At 37.1% G+C, this 18863-nt stretch carries 22 protein-coding genes; 8 read left to right on the top strand and 14 right to left on the bottom strand.

Annotated elements, in window-relative coordinates; genetic code table 11:
- Positions 1–481 precede the first annotated feature (481 nt).
- The 10 genes from J2Z32_RS14645 to J2Z32_RS14605 all read right to left on the bottom strand — a co-directional run bounded on the left by J2Z32_RS14645 (position 482) and on the right by J2Z32_RS14605 (position 8197).
- The gene (locus J2Z32_RS14645; RefSeq protein WP_210089965.1) at positions 482–817 is read right to left on the bottom strand and encodes a cupin domain-containing protein; all 336 of its coding nucleotides are present in this window, start codon (positions 815–817) and stop codon (positions 482–484) included.
- A 67-nt stretch (positions 818–884) separates the two neighbouring features.
- Positions 885–1865, bottom strand: a complete 981-nt coding sequence (locus tag J2Z32_RS14640; protein ID WP_210089922.1) for an ABC transporter substrate-binding protein — start codon at positions 1863–1865, stop codon at positions 885–887.
- 86 nt (positions 1866–1951) lie between these two features.
- Entirely contained in the window at positions 1952–2779 is an 828-nt protein-coding gene (locus J2Z32_RS14635) for a helix-turn-helix transcriptional regulator (protein ID WP_210089921.1), read from the bottom strand.
- A 605-nt stretch (positions 2780–3384) separates the two neighbouring features.
- The gene (locus tag J2Z32_RS14630) at positions 3385–4239 is read right to left on the bottom strand and encodes an AraC family transcriptional regulator (protein WP_210089920.1); all 855 of its coding nucleotides are present in this window, start codon (positions 4237–4239) and stop codon (positions 3385–3387) included.
- Positions 4240–4395: 156 nt separating this feature from the next.
- Positions 4396–4623, bottom strand: a complete 228-nt coding sequence (locus tag J2Z32_RS14625; RefSeq protein ID WP_210089919.1) for a DUF2834 domain-containing protein — start codon at positions 4621–4623, stop codon at positions 4396–4398.
- A gap of 85 nt (positions 4624–4708) precedes the next feature.
- Entirely contained in the window at positions 4709–6262 is a 1554-nt protein-coding gene (locus J2Z32_RS14620; RefSeq protein WP_210089918.1) for a recombinase family protein, read from the bottom strand.
- A gap of 78 nt (positions 6263–6340) precedes the next feature.
- On the bottom strand, positions 6341–6466 hold the full coding sequence (locus J2Z32_RS22580) for a hypothetical protein (RefSeq protein WP_280921148.1): 126 nt from the start codon (positions 6464–6466) through the stop codon (positions 6341–6343).
- 162 nt (positions 6467–6628) lie between these two features.
- Positions 6629–7081, bottom strand: a complete 453-nt coding sequence (locus tag J2Z32_RS14615) for a hypothetical protein (RefSeq protein ID WP_210089917.1) — start codon at positions 7079–7081, stop codon at positions 6629–6631.
- Between the two features lie 112 nt (positions 7082–7193).
- Entirely contained in the window at positions 7194–7973 is a 780-nt protein-coding gene (locus tag J2Z32_RS14610; protein WP_210089916.1) for a DNA-methyltransferase, read from the bottom strand.
- A gap of 20 nt (positions 7974–7993) precedes the next feature.
- Positions 7994–8197, bottom strand: a complete 204-nt coding sequence (locus J2Z32_RS14605) for a DUF5348 domain-containing protein (protein ID WP_245251492.1) — start codon at positions 8195–8197, stop codon at positions 7994–7996.
- A gap of 517 nt (positions 8198–8714) precedes the next feature.
- Between J2Z32_RS14605 and J2Z32_RS14600 the strand changes: the two genes are divergently transcribed.
- On the top strand, positions 8715–10085 hold the full coding sequence (locus J2Z32_RS14600; protein WP_210089914.1) for a PIN domain-containing protein: 1371 nt from the start codon (positions 8715–8717) through the stop codon (positions 10083–10085).
- 64 nt (positions 10086–10149) lie between these two features.
- Here the strand turns inward: J2Z32_RS14600 and J2Z32_RS14595 are convergent, their stop codons facing one another.
- On the bottom strand, positions 10150–10440 hold the full coding sequence (locus tag J2Z32_RS14595; protein ID WP_210089913.1) for a hypothetical protein: 291 nt from the start codon (positions 10438–10440) through the stop codon (positions 10150–10152).
- Between the two features lie 247 nt (positions 10441–10687).
- On the opposite strand from J2Z32_RS14595, the gene J2Z32_RS14590 reads away from it, so the two are divergent.
- Positions 10688–11083 (top strand): type II toxin-antitoxin system PemK/MazF family toxin, encoded by a 396-nt coding sequence (locus J2Z32_RS14590; protein ID WP_210089912.1) that lies wholly within the window; start codon positions 10688–10690, stop codon positions 11081–11083.
- Positions 11084–11110: 27 nt separating this feature from the next.
- Positions 11111–11848: a LytR/AlgR family response regulator transcription factor gene (locus tag J2Z32_RS14585; RefSeq protein ID WP_245251486.1), complete on the top strand. Its 738-nt coding sequence runs from the start codon at positions 11111–11113 to the stop codon at positions 11846–11848.
- Here J2Z32_RS14585 and J2Z32_RS14580 read toward each other — a convergent pair.
- The gene (locus J2Z32_RS14580; RefSeq protein WP_210089911.1) at positions 11845–12387 is read right to left on the bottom strand and encodes a crossover junction endodeoxyribonuclease RuvC; all 543 of its coding nucleotides are present in this window, start codon (positions 12385–12387) and stop codon (positions 11845–11847) included. The two genes, J2Z32_RS14585 and J2Z32_RS14580, sit on opposite strands and share 4 nt — an antisense overlap.
- The gene (locus tag J2Z32_RS14575) at positions 12384–13814 is read right to left on the bottom strand and encodes a TOTE conflict system archaeo-eukaryotic primase domain-containing protein (RefSeq protein WP_210089910.1); all 1431 of its coding nucleotides are present in this window, start codon (positions 13812–13814) and stop codon (positions 12384–12386) included. The genes J2Z32_RS14580 and J2Z32_RS14575 overlap by 4 nt, the downstream gene beginning before the upstream one ends.
- A 337-nt stretch (positions 13815–14151) precedes the next feature.
- Here J2Z32_RS14575 and J2Z32_RS14570 point away from each other — a divergent pair, with 337 nt between their 5' ends.
- The 3 genes from J2Z32_RS14570 to J2Z32_RS14560 all read left to right on the top strand — a co-directional run bounded on the left by J2Z32_RS14570 (position 14152) and on the right by J2Z32_RS14560 (position 15183).
- Positions 14152–14433, top strand: a complete 282-nt coding sequence (locus tag J2Z32_RS14570; RefSeq protein WP_210089909.1) for a hypothetical protein — start codon at positions 14152–14154, stop codon at positions 14431–14433.
- A 7-nt stretch (positions 14434–14440) separates the two neighbouring features.
- Positions 14441–14776 carry a hypothetical protein gene (locus tag J2Z32_RS14565; protein WP_210089908.1) on the top strand — a complete coding sequence of 112 codons (336 nt, stop codon included), beginning with the start codon at positions 14441–14443 and terminating at the stop codon, positions 14774–14776.
- A gap of 107 nt (positions 14777–14883) precedes the next feature.
- Complete coding sequence (locus J2Z32_RS14560) at positions 14884–15183, top strand: hypothetical protein (RefSeq protein ID WP_245251485.1); 300 nt, start codon at positions 14884–14886, stop codon at positions 15181–15183.
- Positions 15184–15743: 560 nt separating this feature from the next.
- Here J2Z32_RS14560 and J2Z32_RS14555 read toward each other — a convergent pair.
- Complete coding sequence (locus tag J2Z32_RS14555) at positions 15744–16634, bottom strand: tyrosine-type recombinase/integrase (protein ID WP_245251484.1); 891 nt, start codon at positions 16632–16634, stop codon at positions 15744–15746.
- Between the two features lie 320 nt (positions 16635–16954).
- Between J2Z32_RS14555 and J2Z32_RS14550 the strand changes: the two genes are divergently transcribed.
- Together J2Z32_RS14550 and J2Z32_RS14545 are read left to right on the top strand one after the other, a co-directional pair.
- On the top strand, positions 16955–17908 hold the full coding sequence (locus J2Z32_RS14550; protein ID WP_210089906.1) for a DNA cytosine methyltransferase: 954 nt from the start codon (positions 16955–16957) through the stop codon (positions 17906–17908).
- A complete protein-coding gene (locus tag J2Z32_RS14545) occupies positions 17905–18858 on the top strand; it encodes a DNA cytosine methyltransferase (RefSeq protein WP_210089905.1) in 954 nt (317 codons plus the stop codon). Before J2Z32_RS14550 ends, J2Z32_RS14545 begins: the two co-directional genes overlap by 4 nt.
- Positions 18859–18863 lie beyond the last annotated feature (5 nt).

Below are 18863 nucleotides of genomic sequence, written 5' to 3'. Positions count from 1 at the left end.
AATGATCCTTACCTCCTACTTTAATAACCTCTTAAACTCAGCACCATTAATGATAAAATAAGAAACTACATTTAAGCTACGGCAAATAGCACAAACCAATGGCTTGTGCTTTTGTTTCTAACGACCTCTACTTTCCCCCAAATATGAACTCATGTCTGGTAAAGCGCCTTTCCAAAGCTCTGCAGGATTTTCCAAAAATGCTGTTACGTATGATACGGTTCACCGTAACATTTATAGAGAGAAATAAAGGACACCCTGATTGGGCGCCCTTCATTGTATAGACAAAGGATAAAAAATGGAATTTATACTGAGCAAGATTAGCCAGTCTGACAATCTTAGATCATAAACTACATTATTAATCGAGTCATCCAAAATATGTTTTACCGCTTCATCAATCACATGAATTGGCACAAGGAACCATTCTTGTGAACGTACAGGGTAGGTCTAAGTATCATTGGCTGCAGTTACGGACTTAGTACCGTTATTGTTTAGTAGCGTCATTGTTTACTATGCTTTTAGGCTCGACCAACATGATATGGCATTCCTTATCGGCGGAAGGCTTCATCTCGACCCCCTTCGGGAGAACAATCATCTCACCCTTGGAGACTTTAACCTGACCATCACGAAAATCAATGATCATCTCCCCTTCGATCACCATAAATACCTTATCGGTCTCTTCATGACTATGCCATTCAAACTCCCCGGCAATCTTAATGAGTTTAAATTGATAATCATTCATTTCACCAATGACTTTCAGAGACCAAAGATCATTAAGTTCAGATAGTTTCTCTTTTAGATTAATAGCTTGGTAATTGATAGTAATCACTCCTTATATTTTTTAACTTCAATTTACTTACAGTGAATAGACAAAAGCTAACTATTGTCTACTTACGCAAGGCAGTTAATATATTTTGCATAGCATATTCAGTAGCTAATGGCCCACCAGTAATAGCGGAATTATCCATTAAATAGACATTGCCCTTCTTTACGGCATTCATAGCATTCCATACATTACTTTGTTCTAAGCTATTCATTAATTGTTCCTCTTTTGTAATGTCACCTATAAGGAAAATATGATCTGCTTGAATAGTTGACATTCCTTCAAACGTAATAAATTCATTATTAGCACCTATATATGTGTCATCTGGTGTAAGCCCCAGTCCCATTTCTTTATCAAACGCAATTTTATAGACCGGATTTCCTTCACCTAGAACATTAAAAGTTTTTCCATCCCAAGACAATATAAGTGCTACTGTCTCTCCTTCCATCGACTTTAATACTTCACGCCCAGTTGTGATTTCTTTCATCATTTTATCAATTACTTTTTCTGCTTCATCTTCTTTACCTATAATCTCGGCTACTGTTCGGAGTCCATATTGCCAATCTTCATAGATGTCCTTGTATTTTAACGTAATAACTGGCGCAATTTTATCTAGTGAATCATACACTGCTTCATGATGCTCTGTTGCTAAAATAATATCAGGGTTAATAGATAAAACTTTTTCAATACTAGGAGACACTTTATTGCCTAATTCTTCAGTTGAATCCAGCTTTCCTTTTAAATAAAATAAAGAAGATAGATACTCTTTTTCAGTCGAAGCAGCAGGTGGCTCACCTAATGAAACTAATATTTCAGGATAAAAATACCATAGTGAGGCTATCTTTTCTGGTTTTTTCTTGATAACAATTTCTTTACCCAAGGCATCCTTAAACGTTCTCGGCCAATCAGTTGCATCTACATTAACTACTGAAGTAGACGTGCCTTTTTTAGTTGCTTCTTTATTTTCAGCAGGTGCTTCATTACAACCTGCTAATATGCCTGATAATAATAGCATTGAGACTAGCAGTCCTTTAATCTTCTGCACACGAAATTCCTCCAACACAATGGTTTCTTTAGTTAACCATTATTATAGTAAAGTAATTTTTAAGTTAGAATGGATGCATGTTGAAATTAGCATGGACTATTGATGAACTTCTCTCGATATTTAGTAGGAGAAATGCCACATTGTTTCTTGAACAATCTACTAAAATAAAAGGGGTCAGCCATTCCAACCGTTTGCGCAATTTGTTGTACAGGCGCATCACTTGTTAATAGCATTTCTTGCGCCGCATTTATACGATATTTTAATAAATATTCTGCTGGTCCCATGCCTGCATGCCTTCTAAATATATAAGAAAGTCGATTTCGATTAACGTTATGTTGTTCTGCAAGCGATGCAATTGTAAGGCTTTGATAATAATATTCATGAATATAATTAGTTACTCGTTCAAATAAAGTATGCGATTCACAACTATTTTGTCTATTATCAACACATACTAAGGCTTCATTCAGTAAGTTACGAAATAGCATTTCGGTCTGAAACCTCGAAATACCTCCACGCTGATTATACACATGCCAAAGACGCATAATTAATTCAGTAAGACGAGGAGATGATCCTGTTGATAATTCAAAATGCTGATGAGAAATACTTGGCTCTGCTATTTCTGAGTTACATATTCGGTATAGAACGAGAATATATTCCCAGTCGGTTTTACCAAACATTTTTTGAGCTAGTTTCATATTTGCACCACCATGCACAACTTTTCCTGGCGAAAAGATATAAGGCGTTCCATTAAATTCAAATTGCACCTTACCTGTAAGTGGAAACACAAATCCAGGAAAAGAGTCTGTATAGTCAGCATGAGGCACACCTGGATTTCTAGCATATCGATATACTCCTTCTACTTGAAAAGGAGTATGTGCAAGATGCTCTGCTAAGTGATTAACGTCAATTTTCACATTGTATACCTCATTTCAATGATAGTTTACCGGTAATCCTAAGATGGATCGAAAAGGTGGGTATGAGGACTCTCGTCTATCTTTAGATTATTGATAACGATTATCATTGTCAATCTATATGGATAATAAAAAAGCCGCGCCTTGCTAATGTACTTATCCAACTACATTTTGCTTCAACCCTGCAGAGTTGAACGGGGAGGCTAGAAACAGGGACGACTGTGCCCCCTGCCGCACAGAGCATGGCATATTGCAGTAGCTAAGGAATTAAGAATTCGGATTACACTGTTGATATAAATATTGTGTTATAAGTGCAATTATCTCTCTGAAGCATTCTGAGAAATTAATGCTTATTCACAAAAATATTAAAAAAGGCTACAGTCCTTATACGACTGTAGCTACTACTTAGTTTTGAGCCAAAACTATATAGCTTTGGCTGATTGTTTTAATGTGACCATTACCACTTCACCGCTACTTATGATACGGTTCACCGCGCTGTCTGTACCGGCAAGTTATAGGGCCATCCTTTGTGGGGATGACCCTATATTATAATCTTATTTTTCATTTGTCGTCTTCGTTAACGCCTGCATTCCACTCCTATAAAAGAGTTATCTTTTCTTCACCGGTATCCAGATCTCTCCTGAACCATTCCCGTGTCGTGCCATTCCATAATACATTTCGAATGTAGGCCCTTCAACCTGTTCGTATTCAGATGTCGGAAACCACTCAGAATAGATGCGTTGCCATAGTTTTTGCATATCACTTTGCGGCTCCGGGAAAACTGCCCAGGTTAATGCTGGAACAGCAAGTTTTGTGAACCTCTCCGGAATCTCAAGCCCCTTAGGTACATGATAACAGATCATGTATTTGAAAGATTCTTTCGTGTGATCATAAAGGGCGGCATGTAACATGGTATCACCAAAACGTCCCAGTAAGTCATTCATATGATCAACGCTGCCATCATCATCACATTTTATACGGAATTCAGGTACTTCAGCGAACGCTGTTTTCTGGTCTGCATTTATTATTCCATATACTCCAAACATCTCAAAAGAATCTCTTTGCTCAATACGGTAATTCATTTCGACATCCCCTTTTATTGAAATATGAAAGGACATTCGAGGATAGGCTTTTAAAGAGACGCCTGTATCGCGAGCAGATGTAGGCATAATACCATGGAGATTCTTAAACGCCCGTGCAAACGCCTCTGGCGAATCATATCCATATTTCATAGCTACATCAATAACCTTTATGCTTGTTGTCTGTAATTCAAATGCCGCCAAGGTCAACCGTCGACGTCGAATGTACTCCGATAACGATACGCCAGTAATAAATGGAAACATTCTTTGAAAATGATAGGTAGAGCAACAGGCTCTCTGTGCTATTTCATCAAATGAAATCGTGCCCGCCAAATTGGTTTCGATATATTCCATGGCACCATTCATCCTGTCCAACCAATCCATCGTATCCCCTCCCTTCAAGGTCATTTTATGGGAAATAGTTAATGAGTACCTTGCAATTTGTGCACGAAAAAGTCAGTTGAGAGGTTGCTCTGTGGACAAAGTGCCGAACATTTTTAACTCATTCGTTTAACCATGTTTCCATTGCCACCTATGATGTTATTTTAAAATGTTTTTCTCCAAGTGTAATTGTCGAAAAAACAAGGGAAGACCCTGTGAAGGACCTACTAGTAGCGTACCAGCAATCGGCAGCCATAAATGTTTCATTCTCTTTCTGTTGCCTTCTACCAGAATGAATCCTATAAGCACGATCGCGGTAACTAAAACATCCATCCATGCAAAAGCCCCGATACGCGTACTGGTTATGGCTTCAAATAGGAGAGACAAATCAAGGAGCGTTGTTCACGGTCCAAGTCTCCATTATTTTGTGATTTTTAATTTCAAAACAGGATTTTTTAAAAAATGCTGTTACTTATGATACGGTTCTCCTTGTATCACTTTGTGGTAAAGCATTATCCTCAGAAAACCAGAAGATAATGCTTTTTAAATTCTTCCTGTCAGGCTCAACTTCAATATTCTTAATCAATGCTCTAATCAATTGTTTCTTCTCATCATTTTGAGCATTTTCGAACAGCAAATCAAAGTTATTTAATGCTTCAACGACTATCTCTTCGCTTAACTGATACTTAGCTGACTTCTTGTCAATTTCTAATTGTAAATTATGAACCGTTGACTCCGTAAAACCAATTTGTTTAATAACTGCACTCATTGCTTCATCATAAGCTTCTGGATTCATTTTTCCATTTAGAAGAGATTGATTGATACCATCTTTAATTTTTTGTAACTTATTGAGTTCGCTAACTTGAATTGAATGCTGTGTCACTAAATCATTGGTATCATTGTTTCGCTCTAGATTAAGCTTTTGAATAATTTGTCCGACAACATCCTTCTTCTCCAAAATACCCTTAATGACTTTTATGACTTGCTCCTCAATAATTTCTTTCCCAATAAGATTTGTTCTGCATGCTGTTAAGCCTTTGGAATGGTATGCTTGGCACATATAATACAGATGATGCCCTTCTTCGCCCCTCTTCTTTCTTTTTGCCATAACTGTCCCTGCACCACACTGTGGACAACGGAGAATGCCTGAAAGTATAAATTCGCCCTTGTATGAACTTGACGTAGATGCTTTGCTTCTTTGCAATTTGCCCACTTCTTGAGCTTTATTCCAAAGTTCCTGACTTATAATTGCCTCATGTTGCCCTTCAACATGAATTGGATTATTAGACTTTCCTTTTCGTCGCTTGGCTTCCCAATCTCGATGGTTCCCCCAATTCATTTTTCCTATATACGTACTGTTGCTTAAAATGGTTTTTACTGAATTAATTTGAAATTGGTTTTTATTTTTGGTTTGGTAACCAAGCTCATTTAAACGGCTAGAAATAGACTTGTAACCCAAACCTGAAGCCCTTAATTCAAATATTTTCTCTACGGTTTTCTTTTCCTCCTCATTTACTAAGAGACTCCCTTCTTTCGAGTCGTACCCTAATATTCTTCCACCACACCAATGACCCTCAGTAGCCCGTCTCGTCATTCCCAGTTGGACACGTTCTATTATTACAGTTCGTTCATACTCAGCGAATGTACCGAGCAAACTGATAAACATATAACCATTAGTCGTGGAGCTATCAATATCACATGTGCTTATCAATAATTTCATATCTCTTGGTTTTAATTCAAGATCAATTAATGTAAGAACGTCTCTATTACTTCGTGAAATCCTATCAACTTTCCATGCAAGAACTGCACTGAATTTCTCTTCACGAATGTCCCTAAACAAACGTTGTACTTCTGGGCGACTAAAATCCTTACCGGAGTAACCATCGTCAATATAGAAATCGTATATATCGTAGCCCTTTTTTAAAGCATATTCTTGTAAAATTGCCTGTTGACTATCTAATGAAAAACCACTGGTTTGTTCTTCCGTTGAAACTCGACAATATATTGCTATTTTTTGTTTACTCATTTATTATTACCTCTCTTATTTGGTTTATATTAATTAAACGGCAGGTTACCATCGATAACCTGCCGCGTCAATTAGACTCTATTCGCTTTTTTCTCTTGATTTCGAGTATCTCTTTATCATACTTGTAAGCACTTCAATTAACTGTTGCTTTTTAATTTCTTCGGCTGTCGGTGTTACAAAATCATTCTTCATATTATTAGTCATTTTGAATCTCCCCTTCTATATGTAAAGCCACATCCTTGTGGCAAATATTCAATGTCTTATAATTCATAATTGCTTAGTCAATTCATTATTCTGTCTAAATATGTATCGATATCTGATTTCATTTGTAGATCTCCCTCTTCATGAGAGCTACATAAGAATGAGTTACATTGCTAATAGGTACTCACCTATAAAGACTGCTGTTGGGTATCTGGTTAAAAGAGCTGAATCATCTCCACTGAGAATATCTAACAATTTTGAACTATTTGACGCTATAATTGTATGAACTAAGGTAATAACCTGTTGATCTTGGGATTCTTTATTATGTATAACAAACCTTGTAGCGGTAATAACTTCCTTTGTTGGGTGGTAAGAACCAATGTGCTTCCAAGTACGATAGTTAATGATATCGTTAATTGTTGATATTGACACCTTAAAGCAGTTTGCTAGCTCCTGTCGTGTACAAAGACCTCTGTTATAATATAATCGAATTTGCCTTACTTCATTTTCCTTAAGTTTTGAACAGTGGTTGTTTTCTCCACTATACGGAAAAAGTTCTTTATAAATTTCAGTGCCGTTATTAATGATATGTAGACCCTTTGATAATGTATTTTTCATTTTTATTTCCTCCTGGGATGTTAGTTTAGTGGCTTCTCCCCGTTGACGGATCATCGAAGCCTATATATGAACTGTTGCTAAACAGATTGTTTTCAAATTTACACTTCGAGAACTATATTAAGTGGCTTAGCTTGTCTTTCAATTCATCCGTATTTTCCAAACGCATATTCGCAAGTTCTATGTAATCTGATTCTCTTTCAAAGGTAATGAAGTTCCTTCCCGTCATCTGAGCAGCGACACATTCGCTTCCGCTGCCACAGAATGGTATGAGGACAATTTGGTCTGGATGAGAGTGCAGGTTTATCAACTTGATTGAAATCTCCAATGGCTTCTGACAAGGAAATTTTCCGTGCTTCTTTTCGTCTCTTGGAGTTAATGTCGTTTCGAATACACTCTTAATGTTTTTGTTGTCATTGATTCTTTTAGCATAGTCCAAATTATAGGTACGTCGTTTTCCTTTGCTCGCCCAAATAATTGATTCTGATGCAAAGTGAGGACCGCTACCTGAAAAGTTTGGTGGTGGATTTTTCTTTTTCCACTCATACTTGGCTCGAATGGTGAACCCTGCCTGCTCAATTAAATGACCTACTGTGAACAAGTTATGATGGGTGCCGTATGCCAGGATTGAACCATCAGGCTTTAATACACGATAGCATTCAGCTATCCATGCTTGATTAAAATCGTGAAAATTATCAATCTTGTCCCATGCTTCCTTGAAGTAGTTGAACCCATATGTTTCTTTCATATTGATCTTCGTGCCTTTGATTCCAGTATTATAAGGCGGGTCAGCGACTATTAAATCTATACTTTCAGAGGGGAGAAGCTTCATCCCCTCAATACAATCTCGCTGATAAACTCGATTTAATTGTATTCCTTCAATTTGCTTTTTCATTTCAATCTTCTCCTCAGATTTTATAAAAGTTTAATATGATATGTTTGACTTGGATGTAGCCTAAAACGCAAATTATTACTGATAATGTACCAATCACTATCTAGCTCAATTCGGCAACTTATAACATGCTCGCCTATCTCCATCAAAAAGGTGTCCCCACAATGCAAATCTAGTGGTTCAAAATCTAGTGCATACCACCTATCAAGCTGTGAATCATATTGCATTTTCAATATAATCCCCTCCAAAATTTGTTCATTACTCTCCCTGTGCAATTAGGGATTGTAATGTTATGAAATTGTCAAAGAGCATTCAGAATTCTCTGGGTAAAACAAAAACACCCATAGTATTCCGTTGTAGAGCTGGTTTACCGTTTTTCTTGTATTCTATTGTTTGCTACTAGAGGGCAGACTTCTCCCGTCTAATAGCAGCCAATAGATACACAAGTAAAGAAAAAACGATCGATCACCAAGTGTATAAAACCACTTATGGTGATACCAGCTCCGCGCACCTTTCGGTACCGGAAACTATGGGTGTATCATTTATAAAAGATTCAGTTGTAGTAGTCGCTCAATTGAGCTTAGGTAGAATATTACCATGGGTGAATTTGGATTGTCAATCACTTTTTCTTATTATGTCGAAACCAAAACTTTTTCGTCACGACCAATTATCAGGCAGGAATTTCCGCAATAACTTAAAATAAATCTATTACCATCATCATCCGAGAAGGAGATTAGAGCGTTTATGAAAAAAGGTTTAGCCATTTGCCTGTTGCTTGTAACAGGTTTATTTGTATGGAATGTTACTGCATTCGCAAGTGAGAGCGTCCAACAAATAGTTGAGGCACAGCATGACAAGTCAGCTTCATTTATCAGGTTATTTATTTCCCTTGTTGCACTCGTGTTATTTATTGCAATCGCCAGGACCCTATTCTTATTCCAGTACTATAAGAACATTTTCGGAACCAAGGAAGCTTTATTACGCATCTTATTTAATTCTCGTTCTCTTACCTCAACGAATGTACGTCATTTAGCCAAAAACCCATTTTTACAACAGTACAAAAAGGCAATTATCGAAAAGTCAGGACAAGGAATTGCTTTTGGCTTGGATACTAATATCCTTATGCATCATCCAAGCGAAACCTTTGGGCTATTAAAATACGAACATATATTCATAAGCAGAGAGGTTCAGAAAGAGCTAGACGGATTAAAAAATAATTCGAATACGGAGACTGCTGCAAACGCAAGACGAGCTTTCAAAGCCATTGAGGATGCACAAAGGCAAGGGCATGCGCTAACCATACTGCCTTCTGTCGACTTTAAAACACTTACCGAGCTTAAATTAACAGATACAATGGATGACCGCATTCTTGCTGCTTATCTGCAATTACACAAGCAAGGCAAAGCAATTATTTTTCTAACCAATGACCGCGGTGCCAAAATTACGGCAAGAAACGCAGGAATGCCTGTCTTGGAATTGGAGCAGTCTTCAAAAGGTGCCAATAATCCTTGGACGAGCTTTATAGCTACTGGAGTGTTTGCTTTAATATTGCTAATCGGACTCGTTGGGTATAATGCTGTTTCCTTTTTCCAAGCAAGTAGTCAAGTGAGTAAAGGATTTTCCGATGCACGATCCTCTTTGTTTAATAAAGCGAATATAGACACATCCAGTTACGATAAAATTATTGAGCAAATTAACGAGGATATAAGTCACATTTACAATTATAACAATGTCAGCCAATTTGTTGAGCCTACTGAGAGAGGTTATGCTGTTTTGCAGTCACTTAAAGCAATGAATCATTCTGAACGAGCAGAGCCTACCTCCGAGTTAAGAGAAATTTTGCACCCATTAGCCACACAATATTATCCATCCATTCAATTATCTAAGGAAACGGATGAAACCATTCAAGGAATCTTTTATTTTGGTCAAAAGGATATTCGCTTTGGTTTGCTCATGCTGAATTGGCTTAATAGTGGAAATGACGATGATCTGCGCGAGCTTCTTGCCATTGATTCATCGGCTGTCGGAATCCAACTATTTACTGACTACGACAACCTAGATCAAGTCAAACACGACATAATCAATATCGTGAGCTATGGACCATTCGATAACTAATCCTAAAATAGAAAAAGCATGGGAGAAAGGGATAAAGCCCCTCATTCACCATGCTTTTTACTATTTAAAATCCGTTATTAAACCCACCATTTCCATTATTGTGGTCATTCCCCGACTGATGCTGATCCAAACCATGATAATGACGATCCACTACGACATCTACGCCTTGATTCAAATAAGGATCCTGCATCATCCGTTGATGTTGTTCATTATGTAATCGTCGTTTTGTCGCATCATCTTGCCTCACAGAATGCTGTTCTCCACTCTTCCCAGCTTTTCTTACCCCCAAAATGACCGCAAATATAATGAATCCTGTGAAAACCACATACATTAACAGATTAATAAATATAGCCATGCGATTTCCCCTCCTTCTCCATTATTGTACCGAAGCGGCTTCCTAACGTTCCATTAGAATTGGTTTTGACTACTATTTGTTCGTACTGACCAGAACCATTCAGTTTGAACAATTACTATATCGTCAATGCCGATAACCCATCTGATAGAACCAATCTTAGGTTAAAATAATCAAATAAAGTTCTAATTTTGTTTTTTTCTCTTTTCGTGATAAAACTGATCACTTATCACAAAGGAGAGGATTCAGCATGATTTGTTCCAGCTGTAAGCAAGTCGTTACCAATGTTAAAAAGAGATGTTCCTGCGGAAGCATACCTGCTAAACGAGCAGATGTGTATCTCGCAAAATTAAATCAATTGGTTCATGACGAAGAATGGACCTGTCCAATTGTTGTGATCCAAAACAACATGGGAAACCTGCACTCCCCGACATTACAGGTTATAGCTGCAAGCAATGGAGATAGCCACCCGTTATTTGTTAAAGAATTAACAGGTTACTCCGGAGATGGAGCATTCAAGCTAAGTGTAGATGTCAGCAGAATTATGACGATTGATAAACAAGCTCGTCTCTTGAAGCCGCTTGGAAAGCTATCTAAATACATGATGAGTCAATTGGAAAACAAGCTGAAAGAAATTATTTATTAAGCAATTGTTGTAGGTTAGGTGCTGCGTATGAACGAACCCACTCTAAAAATGCTGATTGTAGGGGATACCGAGCAATCAAGCACTCTGAATATGTTTCTCGAAAGTATTCCGAACGTTGAAGTTATTGGAATAGTATCTACTACAGAGGATTACATGGACATTATATTTCGTCAACATGATATTAACGCCGTATTACTAAATCATACCATCGATGCAGACATGAATGTACTTGAAGCCTTTCATCTACTCCGTTTGCGTGGCAGAATTGTTCCGACGATTCTGATTACGAACCAAACATTATCTGCAAGCTATGTTGCTGACTTAGGTATTGTTGATATTCTGCAGACTCCCTTTACATTTGAAAGGCTTAAAGTTGGCATTGAAAAACAACGCTGGGGAATTAAACAAGCTCAATTTAAGTCTAGTGGTGGAATATTCGTCCCAGTCATTTCTGATGAAATTCGACTATTAACACCCAACGACATTTTATTCATTGAATCGATTAATCGCATCGTTTATGTGCATACCCAACAAGGTCAATTTGAATCAAAAATCCCAATCAAGCTGTACGAGAAGTATTTGATGTTTCACGATTATGTATTAACCCATCGCTCTTGCCTAATCAACCTACATCAGGTTGAAGGCGTACATGAAAACATCATCCACTTTAAGCATTCCACCCAAACCGCAGTAATAACAGAAGATAAAAAGGCTTATTTCACTAAACAACTTCAAATCTTTATGAATAAAGGACAACGGGATTAACATATTCCTTTGTCCTTTATTATGATTTGCTTAGCATTATCCAGTACAAATGGTATGGAAGTATTTTGAGCGCACCAATATTGAGCCATACCTATGGCATCCGCCTGATTCGTATCGAATGAGTCAGGATAGTTAAGACGTCGATTCAAATGCTCATATAGAGTCATTTTGCTGCCATTAGATAAATGCAATAGTTTCCTAACCCCGTTAGTTCTCCAAACATGGACTTGCAAAGGCTTAGCATATAAAATGCTATTTTTGTAACAGAGCGCTTCCATAACGTATTGTAATACACAAAGCTTCCGGAACGTTTGAACATTACGTTGAAATTGTATTTCTTCGACAACAAGTTGCTCTATATCATGCTTGCGAAGGTAGTTCACAAGCCATGATTCGATTTGAATTAGGCGTTCAATATAATGAATTTTCCCATTCAGCTGCAGTAGCCCATAATTTATTACCTCACAGTAATCCTCTTTTAGTTCCACTAAACAGAAACCAAAGCGGAGCAAGGATTGGTCACAGAATAAAATCCTCATTCCGCAATACCTTGATGGCTTTCCAATGTCAAACGCTGACTATTAAATATATCAAATGTTTCATCAAAAATTTCATCCCATTGTGTTGACTTAATCGGAATGATAAATGTATCAGATTCAGCATCCCTTAATAATGCAGGGATTACATAAAGGCTAGCCATTGATTTTGAAGATTTATATTGCCCATTCTGAATTAATTGTATGAAGTTAGCTTCAATTAATACTTGCAACCTTCGATGCACTGTATTTCGGCTAAAACCTGTCATTGCTACCAATTGACGAATAGAAAAATATACTTGACCTTCTTTTTGAAACATTCGCCCTAAAACAAGAATTGCCCATGCAATCTGTTGCGTAACCGGATCATGGATCTCTTGAACCAATTGAATATCAGCATAGCTAACACTTATTTCTTTCTGTCTGGGTATAAATAACTTTTTGTCCTTACAATAGATATGATGGATATCATTCGCTACATCCTGTCGAATTTCATCCTCGCTACTTTTTGCACGTTGGTACTGCTTTTCTCTAAGCGCCCATTCTGTAACCTTATGAGCTGTTTCTTGCTCTGAATATCCTTGTTCCTTAAAGTAAAGAGCAATCAAAAATTGATAAAAGTGCCTTCCTTGTTTATCTTCAATTCCTCGTTCTGGAATTCCATCGTGCAATAGTTTCTCGGCTGCAAGATGTAATGGCGTGCCTTTTAACACATTAGGCTTGGTAGAATAGTTGTTTTCCACTTTACTTTTAGAACACTCTATTGTCGGGGTGTCGTCCTGTAACTGTTCTGCAAACAAATCATTCGTAAGAAACTCAAATCGCTCTTTACCCATTGGTTCAATATTCAAAAAATACTCTATTGCATTTTCTTGAAAAAGTAAATTGTGCTGTAAATAAGTAGTTCGAACCATCGTTTTACGATGAATGGCAAATGGCAATTTGATGCCCCGACTGCTTTCACTTTGTTCTGGTCGTAATTCAATTCTACTTCCCATGGAACCTAGCTCCGCTATGATTACCTTCCCAAACCGTGTTAGTCTAGATATTGGAATAGGCTCCTCAAAGAATAACCAGATATGCCATCCTTTTGATCCGCTATTTTCAATATGTAGCTCATTTGACCTAAAACCCATATCTTTGAGTATCTTTAGCAATTGCAGAGGAATTGACGGATCTGGCTCATCAATATCAAAACATAGAAACTTGCTCAATTTCCCAATGTAATAACAACCTACGGTTCTTTTCCCCTCCAAATGTGCTATTACAACTTCATCTTTTAATATTCGCTTGGCTGTATAATATCTTACATTATCCCCTTGCTTATACTGTTCAATATAACGTTTGCGTTCTCCAATAACCAAGTGGTTTAATTTCGCCAGCAATGCTTCTTTGTATTTCTGTATTTGTTTTTCTAATAATATATTCATTATTCGTGGTCCCCTTCAGAAATTAGTAGTAAGGCATCCCTCCATGTTCAATAATTTAGATGATTGAAAAAATGGTAGAGCCAAATCGTAGGGACATTATATATGCCTAAAAAACAAAGTCAAATTTCATGTTTTTAAATGTCTGTGGGACATATATGGAACTGGGACACAAGACTATATTTTTTTCTTTTCAGAACCAGAACATCATCAGAACAAGAAGATAAAGTATGAACATAGGGAATAAATTTACTAGCCTTGGCAAGTGAGGGGAAACCAGATATACTGGTTGCTACAGATAATCTGGATTAATTTGGATACGCTATTAGGAGGTTACATGATGGACTTTATCACACCACAACATACAATGATTTTTGCAGTTTTTCTTATCAGCCTATCCTTAGTTTATAAATGGGTTGAGTGTCGATTGCTCAAATGCATGCTTGAACAACCCGAAGCTTTCCGGCATATTGGAAAAGAATTTCGTTATCGATATCAGCAGCTTTACCGAGAACAATCGGATGCTAGACATATTCACCTTTTCGATGATGAGGTAACTAAAAAACGACTTGGGGCAATCAAACCATCTCAACTACAATCACTAGATGAGAAGAGGGAGTAGTGACGCAATGAATATGACCAATTTGTCTGTTGCTTTTTATATTCGTGGCGAAACCCCTCGAACGATAAACAAGCAGTACCTGACATTACAACAATTCTGCCACGACTATCAGGTTCCTTTTGAGGATGTTATCGTGTTAAAAGATGTTACGAAATCCGATGCCCCCCGCCCAAATCTACAAACTATTATGGACGGTTCAGTAAAAATTGATGTTTTAGTTATGCAGTCCTATCATATTCTGCATATCCACCATGATCAGTTTATTTATATATCTGAGATGCTGTCGAAACTTGATATTTCACTTCTACTCCTAAACGAACAAGAAGTAGGCGATGCTCTTTGAAATACTATGGTTACTTGCACCTAACCAGTCAAAAACTTTGTTTATTACTGGCGACTTCCTTTCTGATCTTTGTCGCCAGCCTTCTTTGTCTGATAAACATCTCAATCATGTATTGGATTATTCCTGTCCCCGTTATTTCTTTGCTACTCTATGTGGAACTAATTATCGCGGAAAAGAAATCCACTGCGTTTATCTTGCAATCAGAAATAATAATTAACCGTGTTCTAGCATTTGGCTTATTCGTTCATGTCATTCGCAAGCAGCTTTCAGTTGGGGAAGTTGAAGCTTTACAGGATTATTTCACGTTACTTGAACAAAAAGGGGATCATCAATTAAGTAGTTATGCCATTAATAGGCTTGCTAGTGCAGACATTGTTTTTTATCGAAATGAGCATGTTTTTCCTTAATTCATAGTGGATTTTATCTGTTATTTTAAGGTTAATACATCTTTCCTACTGGATTTGACCAGCGCATGAGTGATAACGGGACGATTAGTGCAACAGCGATGTTTATAGTATTTCAACAGCTAACACGACTGGCTTTATCGCTATAAATTCAGTTTTCTATCCTATCTATCAGATACAATAGAAATAATAGATGTGTTAGATACAATACATGTATTAGACAGATTCAATGCAATAAATCTAATCCATATAGTAAATAGAATCATTAGATTTTCCTATCAAACAAAACCAATCCATCATCAATTCGATAATGATAAGTTGATTTCTGATGTCACAATTTATATAGGCGGTGAAAAGTTGAAAAGACCAAGTAAGATTATCGTAAGGGGTCAATCAGCCATTGATATGATTTCCGAAATCGTGAATCCAACAATGAACATTCAACGATTGGAGCTTTTCAAAAAAGCCTTGAAAATTAGTCGAAAATGAACAAAATGAACAAAGTAAAACGAAGCACACCTTCTGCTGTTGGAGGTTGTGCTTCGTTTTACTTTGTGTTTCTCCTACATTACATCATCCAGTCCTCGTAGCACCGTATTTAATTCTTCTCTTCGATGCAGCGTATAAATCTCTGTGGATGAGGTATGCTTGTGGCGCAAAAGCTCCTGTGCTTTTTTAATATTTCCAGTGGTATCAATTATGCGTTTTCCAAAGGTATGACGTAGTTGATGGCAGGTAAATTCAACGCTAGATGTTTTGCTCACCCGATTAATCATTTTAACAGCAGAACGTTTTCCAGCATGCGCTGATTTCTGACTGACAAATAGAAAATGGCTGTTGGCGAATCTGCTCTTGGCTCTTTCTACAAGCCATTGGTCAATGGCTCCTCGCAATTCTGCACTTTCAAGTGCCAACTCCCCATAGAATCCACCTTTTCCTTCTCTTATAATGATCTTTTGCTTGCCTGGTGTCCGGATAATATCTGTAAGCTCTAAGTTAAGCATTTCTTCTTGGCGCAAGCCCAGGTACAACATAAGGTAAATCATACATCGGTCCCGGTTTCGCAGAAAATTGCTTGGCTCTTTTTCGATGGCTCTTTTTAAATCACGAACCTGATTTTTATCAAGATACTTGGGTTCCTTCCAGCGTTCCATATCTGCTAATGCTTCATCCTTGACGGTAATGGCTTCTTTTAATTGCCCTGTCGCTTGTAAATACTCAAACCATTTTCGTAAAGCAGCTAGCTTGCGATTAATCGTCTTGGGATGATTTTTTCTGATGGTCTTCAAATAAGATTTATATTCTAACACAAGCAGTTGCGTAACTATTTCGGATTGATCAGGAAGTACATCCCGCCATTGTATAAATTCTTTAACTACAGCAGCATATCCATCAATGGTTTTTTGTCGCATCTCCTGTTGTTTGAGATATTGGGTAAAGTCCAATCGGCTCATCTCCTTTAACATTCTGTAACCTTTTTTTCTAAGACAGATGGCTCTTGTTATGAACATTCTGTACCCTGTTATAGCATGAAAGGATACACAATCAAAATTGTGTGTCCTTATTTCACCTACCCACTCTCTTCAATTAGTTATGTCGAAGGATGGAGTTATTCCTTCTCTCATGATAGAATCAATATTGTATTGTCTTGCAAAATTTTTATTCTTGTAGTAATATATTTCATTTGTCTTATACACTTGATCATTTTGATAAGCTACAATATACTAAATAAGAACATATGTTCTTTTTTATTTGTAATAAGGATGGTGAACTCATGCATATAGTATCTTTGTTCTCTGGATGTGGTGGTTTAGATTTAGGGTTTATTAACGCAGGACATAAAATTATCTGGGCTAATGATTTTGACGCAGATGCTGTTGCAAGTTATAAAACCAACATCGGCGATCATATTATTCTTGGTGATATAAGACAGATTGAATCGGCAGCTATTCCCGATTGTGACATGGTAATAGGTGGATTTCCTTGCCAAGGATTTTCTTTGGCAAATTTAAAACGTACAGAATCGGATGAAAGAAATAAATTATATCTTGAATTTTACAGAGTCATTCGGGATAAAAAGCCAAAATACTTCGTCGCAGAAAATGTGAAGGGTATACTAAGCTTGGGAAAGGGAGCTGTTCTTAATCTTATAGTAGAAGATTTTGAGGAAGCTGGTTATAATGTCACCTATAAACTTATTAATTGTGCTGACTATGGTGTACCTCAAATTAGACAAAGAGTTATTTTCATTGGCATAAGAAAAGATATAGATGAAGTTATTGAATTCCCAGAACCTAGTCATGATGAGAAAGAAGATTCTGAATTACTAAAATGGGTATCCATGAAAGATGCTCTTCTTCATATCCCTGAACCTGATGAAAATACAACAATACCAAATCATGTGTATTCAGCATATAAAGTTTTTTCCAATAAAAATTTCACCGGACATAGGGTGGTAGATCCAGACAAACCATCACCCACTATCTTAGCAAGAGGTAATGGCGGTGGCGGTGTTGTAGTTATTCATCATCCGAACAATCATAGAAGGCTATCTGTACGTGAAGCAGCTACAATTCAAACCTTTCCAATAGATTTCATATTTATAGGTTCAAAAACCTCTTGCTATCGTCAAATTGGAAATGCTGTACCTCCTTTGTTTGCCGAGAAATTAGCCCACCAATTTTCTACTTCTAAAAAGTCTCTAGTAGCAACGGGGGGAAAAAGATGAAAATAGTCTCTCTCTTTTCAGGAGCTGGTGGTATGGACTTAGGTTTTACCAAGGCAGGTCATGAAATTATTTGGGCAAACGACCTTTACAGCAAAGCAGTTGAAACATATAAAGAAAATATAGGGAAGCACATCTGCCTTGAAGATATTAGGGAAGTATCTACAAGCGATATCCCTAATTGTGATATGGTTATAGGTGGATTTCCCTGTCAAGGATTTTCTGTAGCTAATACTAACAGATCAGAACAAGACGAACGAAACAAACTTTATTTAGAATTTTTAAGAGTAATTCGAGAAAAACAACCTCTGTACTTTATTGCTGAAAATGTAAAAGGAATACTTAGCTTAGGCAAAGGGAAGGTCATTGAGCTTATCAAAAATGATTTTATATCTGCTGGCTATAATGTAGAGTACAGACTACTAAACGCGGCGGATTATGGTGTTCCTCAAATAAGAGAACGCGTTATATTTATAGGTGTTAGGAATGATATTAAAGAGACTATCTCTTTCCCTGAGCCGACACATTGTGATCCTTCAAAACTAAACTTTTCTGACAAAAAACCTTGGGTAACAATTGGACAAGCATTAAGAGATATTCCTGAGCCAGAGGAAGCACCACATATACCAAATCACGAATATACAAAATATAAACTACGTTTTAATGGTTATATGGGTCATAGGGTAATTGATCCTGATAAGCCTTCCCCAACAATCACTGCAAGAGGTGACGATAAGGGTGGGGTCGTTATAATCCATCACCCCAATAATCATAGAAGACTATCTGTAAGAGAAGCCGCTACAATTCAAACATTCCCAATGGACTTTGTATTCTCAGGCTCTAAAACAGACGGATATCGACAAATTGGGAATGCAGTTCCTCCACTTTTCGCATACAATATTGCCAGAATGTTTCCGATTAAAGTTAAGAACGAACAAATGACCTCTGTATAATATTT

Source organism: Paenibacillus turicensis, assembly GCF_017873435.1.
Classification (GTDB): domain Bacteria; phylum Bacillota; class Bacilli; order Paenibacillales; family Paenibacillaceae; genus Fontibacillus; species Fontibacillus turicensis.
This window is presented reverse-complemented; position numbering and strand designations above follow the sequence as displayed.

Bases quoted from the DNA above. Each gene is read 5' to 3' on its own strand.
- J2Z32_RS14620 (WP_210089918.1), bottom strand. From the start codon at position 6,262: ATGAGTAAACAAAAAATAGCAATATATTGTCGAGTTTCAACGGAAGAA.
- J2Z32_RS14605 (WP_245251492.1), bottom strand. From the start codon at position 8,197: ATGCAATATGATTCACAGCTTGATAGGTGGTATGCACTAGATTTTGAA.
- J2Z32_RS14555 (WP_245251484.1), bottom strand. From the start codon at position 16,634: ATGAGCCGATTGGACTTTACCCAATATCTCAAACAACAGGAGATGCGA.
- J2Z32_RS14590 (WP_210089912.1), top strand. From the start codon at position 10,688: ATGATTTGTTCCAGCTGTAAGCAAGTCGTTACCAATGTTAAAAAGAGA.
- J2Z32_RS14615 (WP_210089917.1), bottom strand. From the start codon at position 7,081: ATGAAAAATACATTATCAAAGGGTCTACATATCATTAATAACGGCACT.
- J2Z32_RS14545 (WP_210089905.1), top strand. From the start codon at position 17,905: ATGAAAATAGTCTCTCTCTTTTCAGGAGCTGGTGGTATGGACTTAGGT.
- J2Z32_RS14575 (WP_210089910.1), bottom strand. From the start codon at position 13,814: ATGAATATATTATTAGAAAAACAAATACAGAAATACAAAGAAGCATTG.
- J2Z32_RS14565 (WP_210089908.1), top strand. From the start codon at position 14,441: ATGAATATGACCAATTTGTCTGTTGCTTTTTATATTCGTGGCGAAACC.
- J2Z32_RS14585 (WP_245251486.1), top strand. From the start codon at position 11,111: ATGAACGAACCCACTCTAAAAATGCTGATTGTAGGGGATACCGAGCAA.
- J2Z32_RS14595 (WP_210089913.1), bottom strand. From the start codon at position 10,440: ATGGCTATATTTATTAATCTGTTAATGTATGTGGTTTTCACAGGATTC.
- J2Z32_RS14630 (WP_210089920.1), bottom strand. From the start codon at position 4,239: ATGGATTGGTTGGACAGGATGAATGGTGCCATGGAATATATCGAAACC.
- J2Z32_RS14570 (WP_210089909.1), top strand. From the start codon at position 14,152: ATGGACTTTATCACACCACAACATACAATGATTTTTGCAGTTTTTCTT.
- J2Z32_RS14560 (WP_245251485.1), top strand. From the start codon at position 14,884: ATGTATTGGATTATTCCTGTCCCCGTTATTTCTTTGCTACTCTATGTG.
- J2Z32_RS14550 (WP_210089906.1), top strand. From the start codon at position 16,955: ATGCATATAGTATCTTTGTTCTCTGGATGTGGTGGTTTAGATTTAGGG.
- J2Z32_RS14580 (WP_210089911.1), bottom strand. From the start codon at position 12,387: ATGAGGATTTTATTCTGTGACCAATCCTTGCTCCGCTTTGGTTTCTGT.
- J2Z32_RS14600 (WP_210089914.1), top strand. From the start codon at position 8,715: ATGAAAAAAGGTTTAGCCATTTGCCTGTTGCTTGTAACAGGTTTATTT.
- J2Z32_RS22580 (WP_280921148.1), bottom strand. From the start codon at position 6,466: ATGACTAATAATATGAAGAATGATTTTGTAACACCGACAGCCGAAGAA.
- J2Z32_RS14610 (WP_210089916.1), bottom strand. From the start codon at position 7,973: ATGAAAAAGCAAATTGAAGGAATACAATTAAATCGAGTTTATCAGCGA.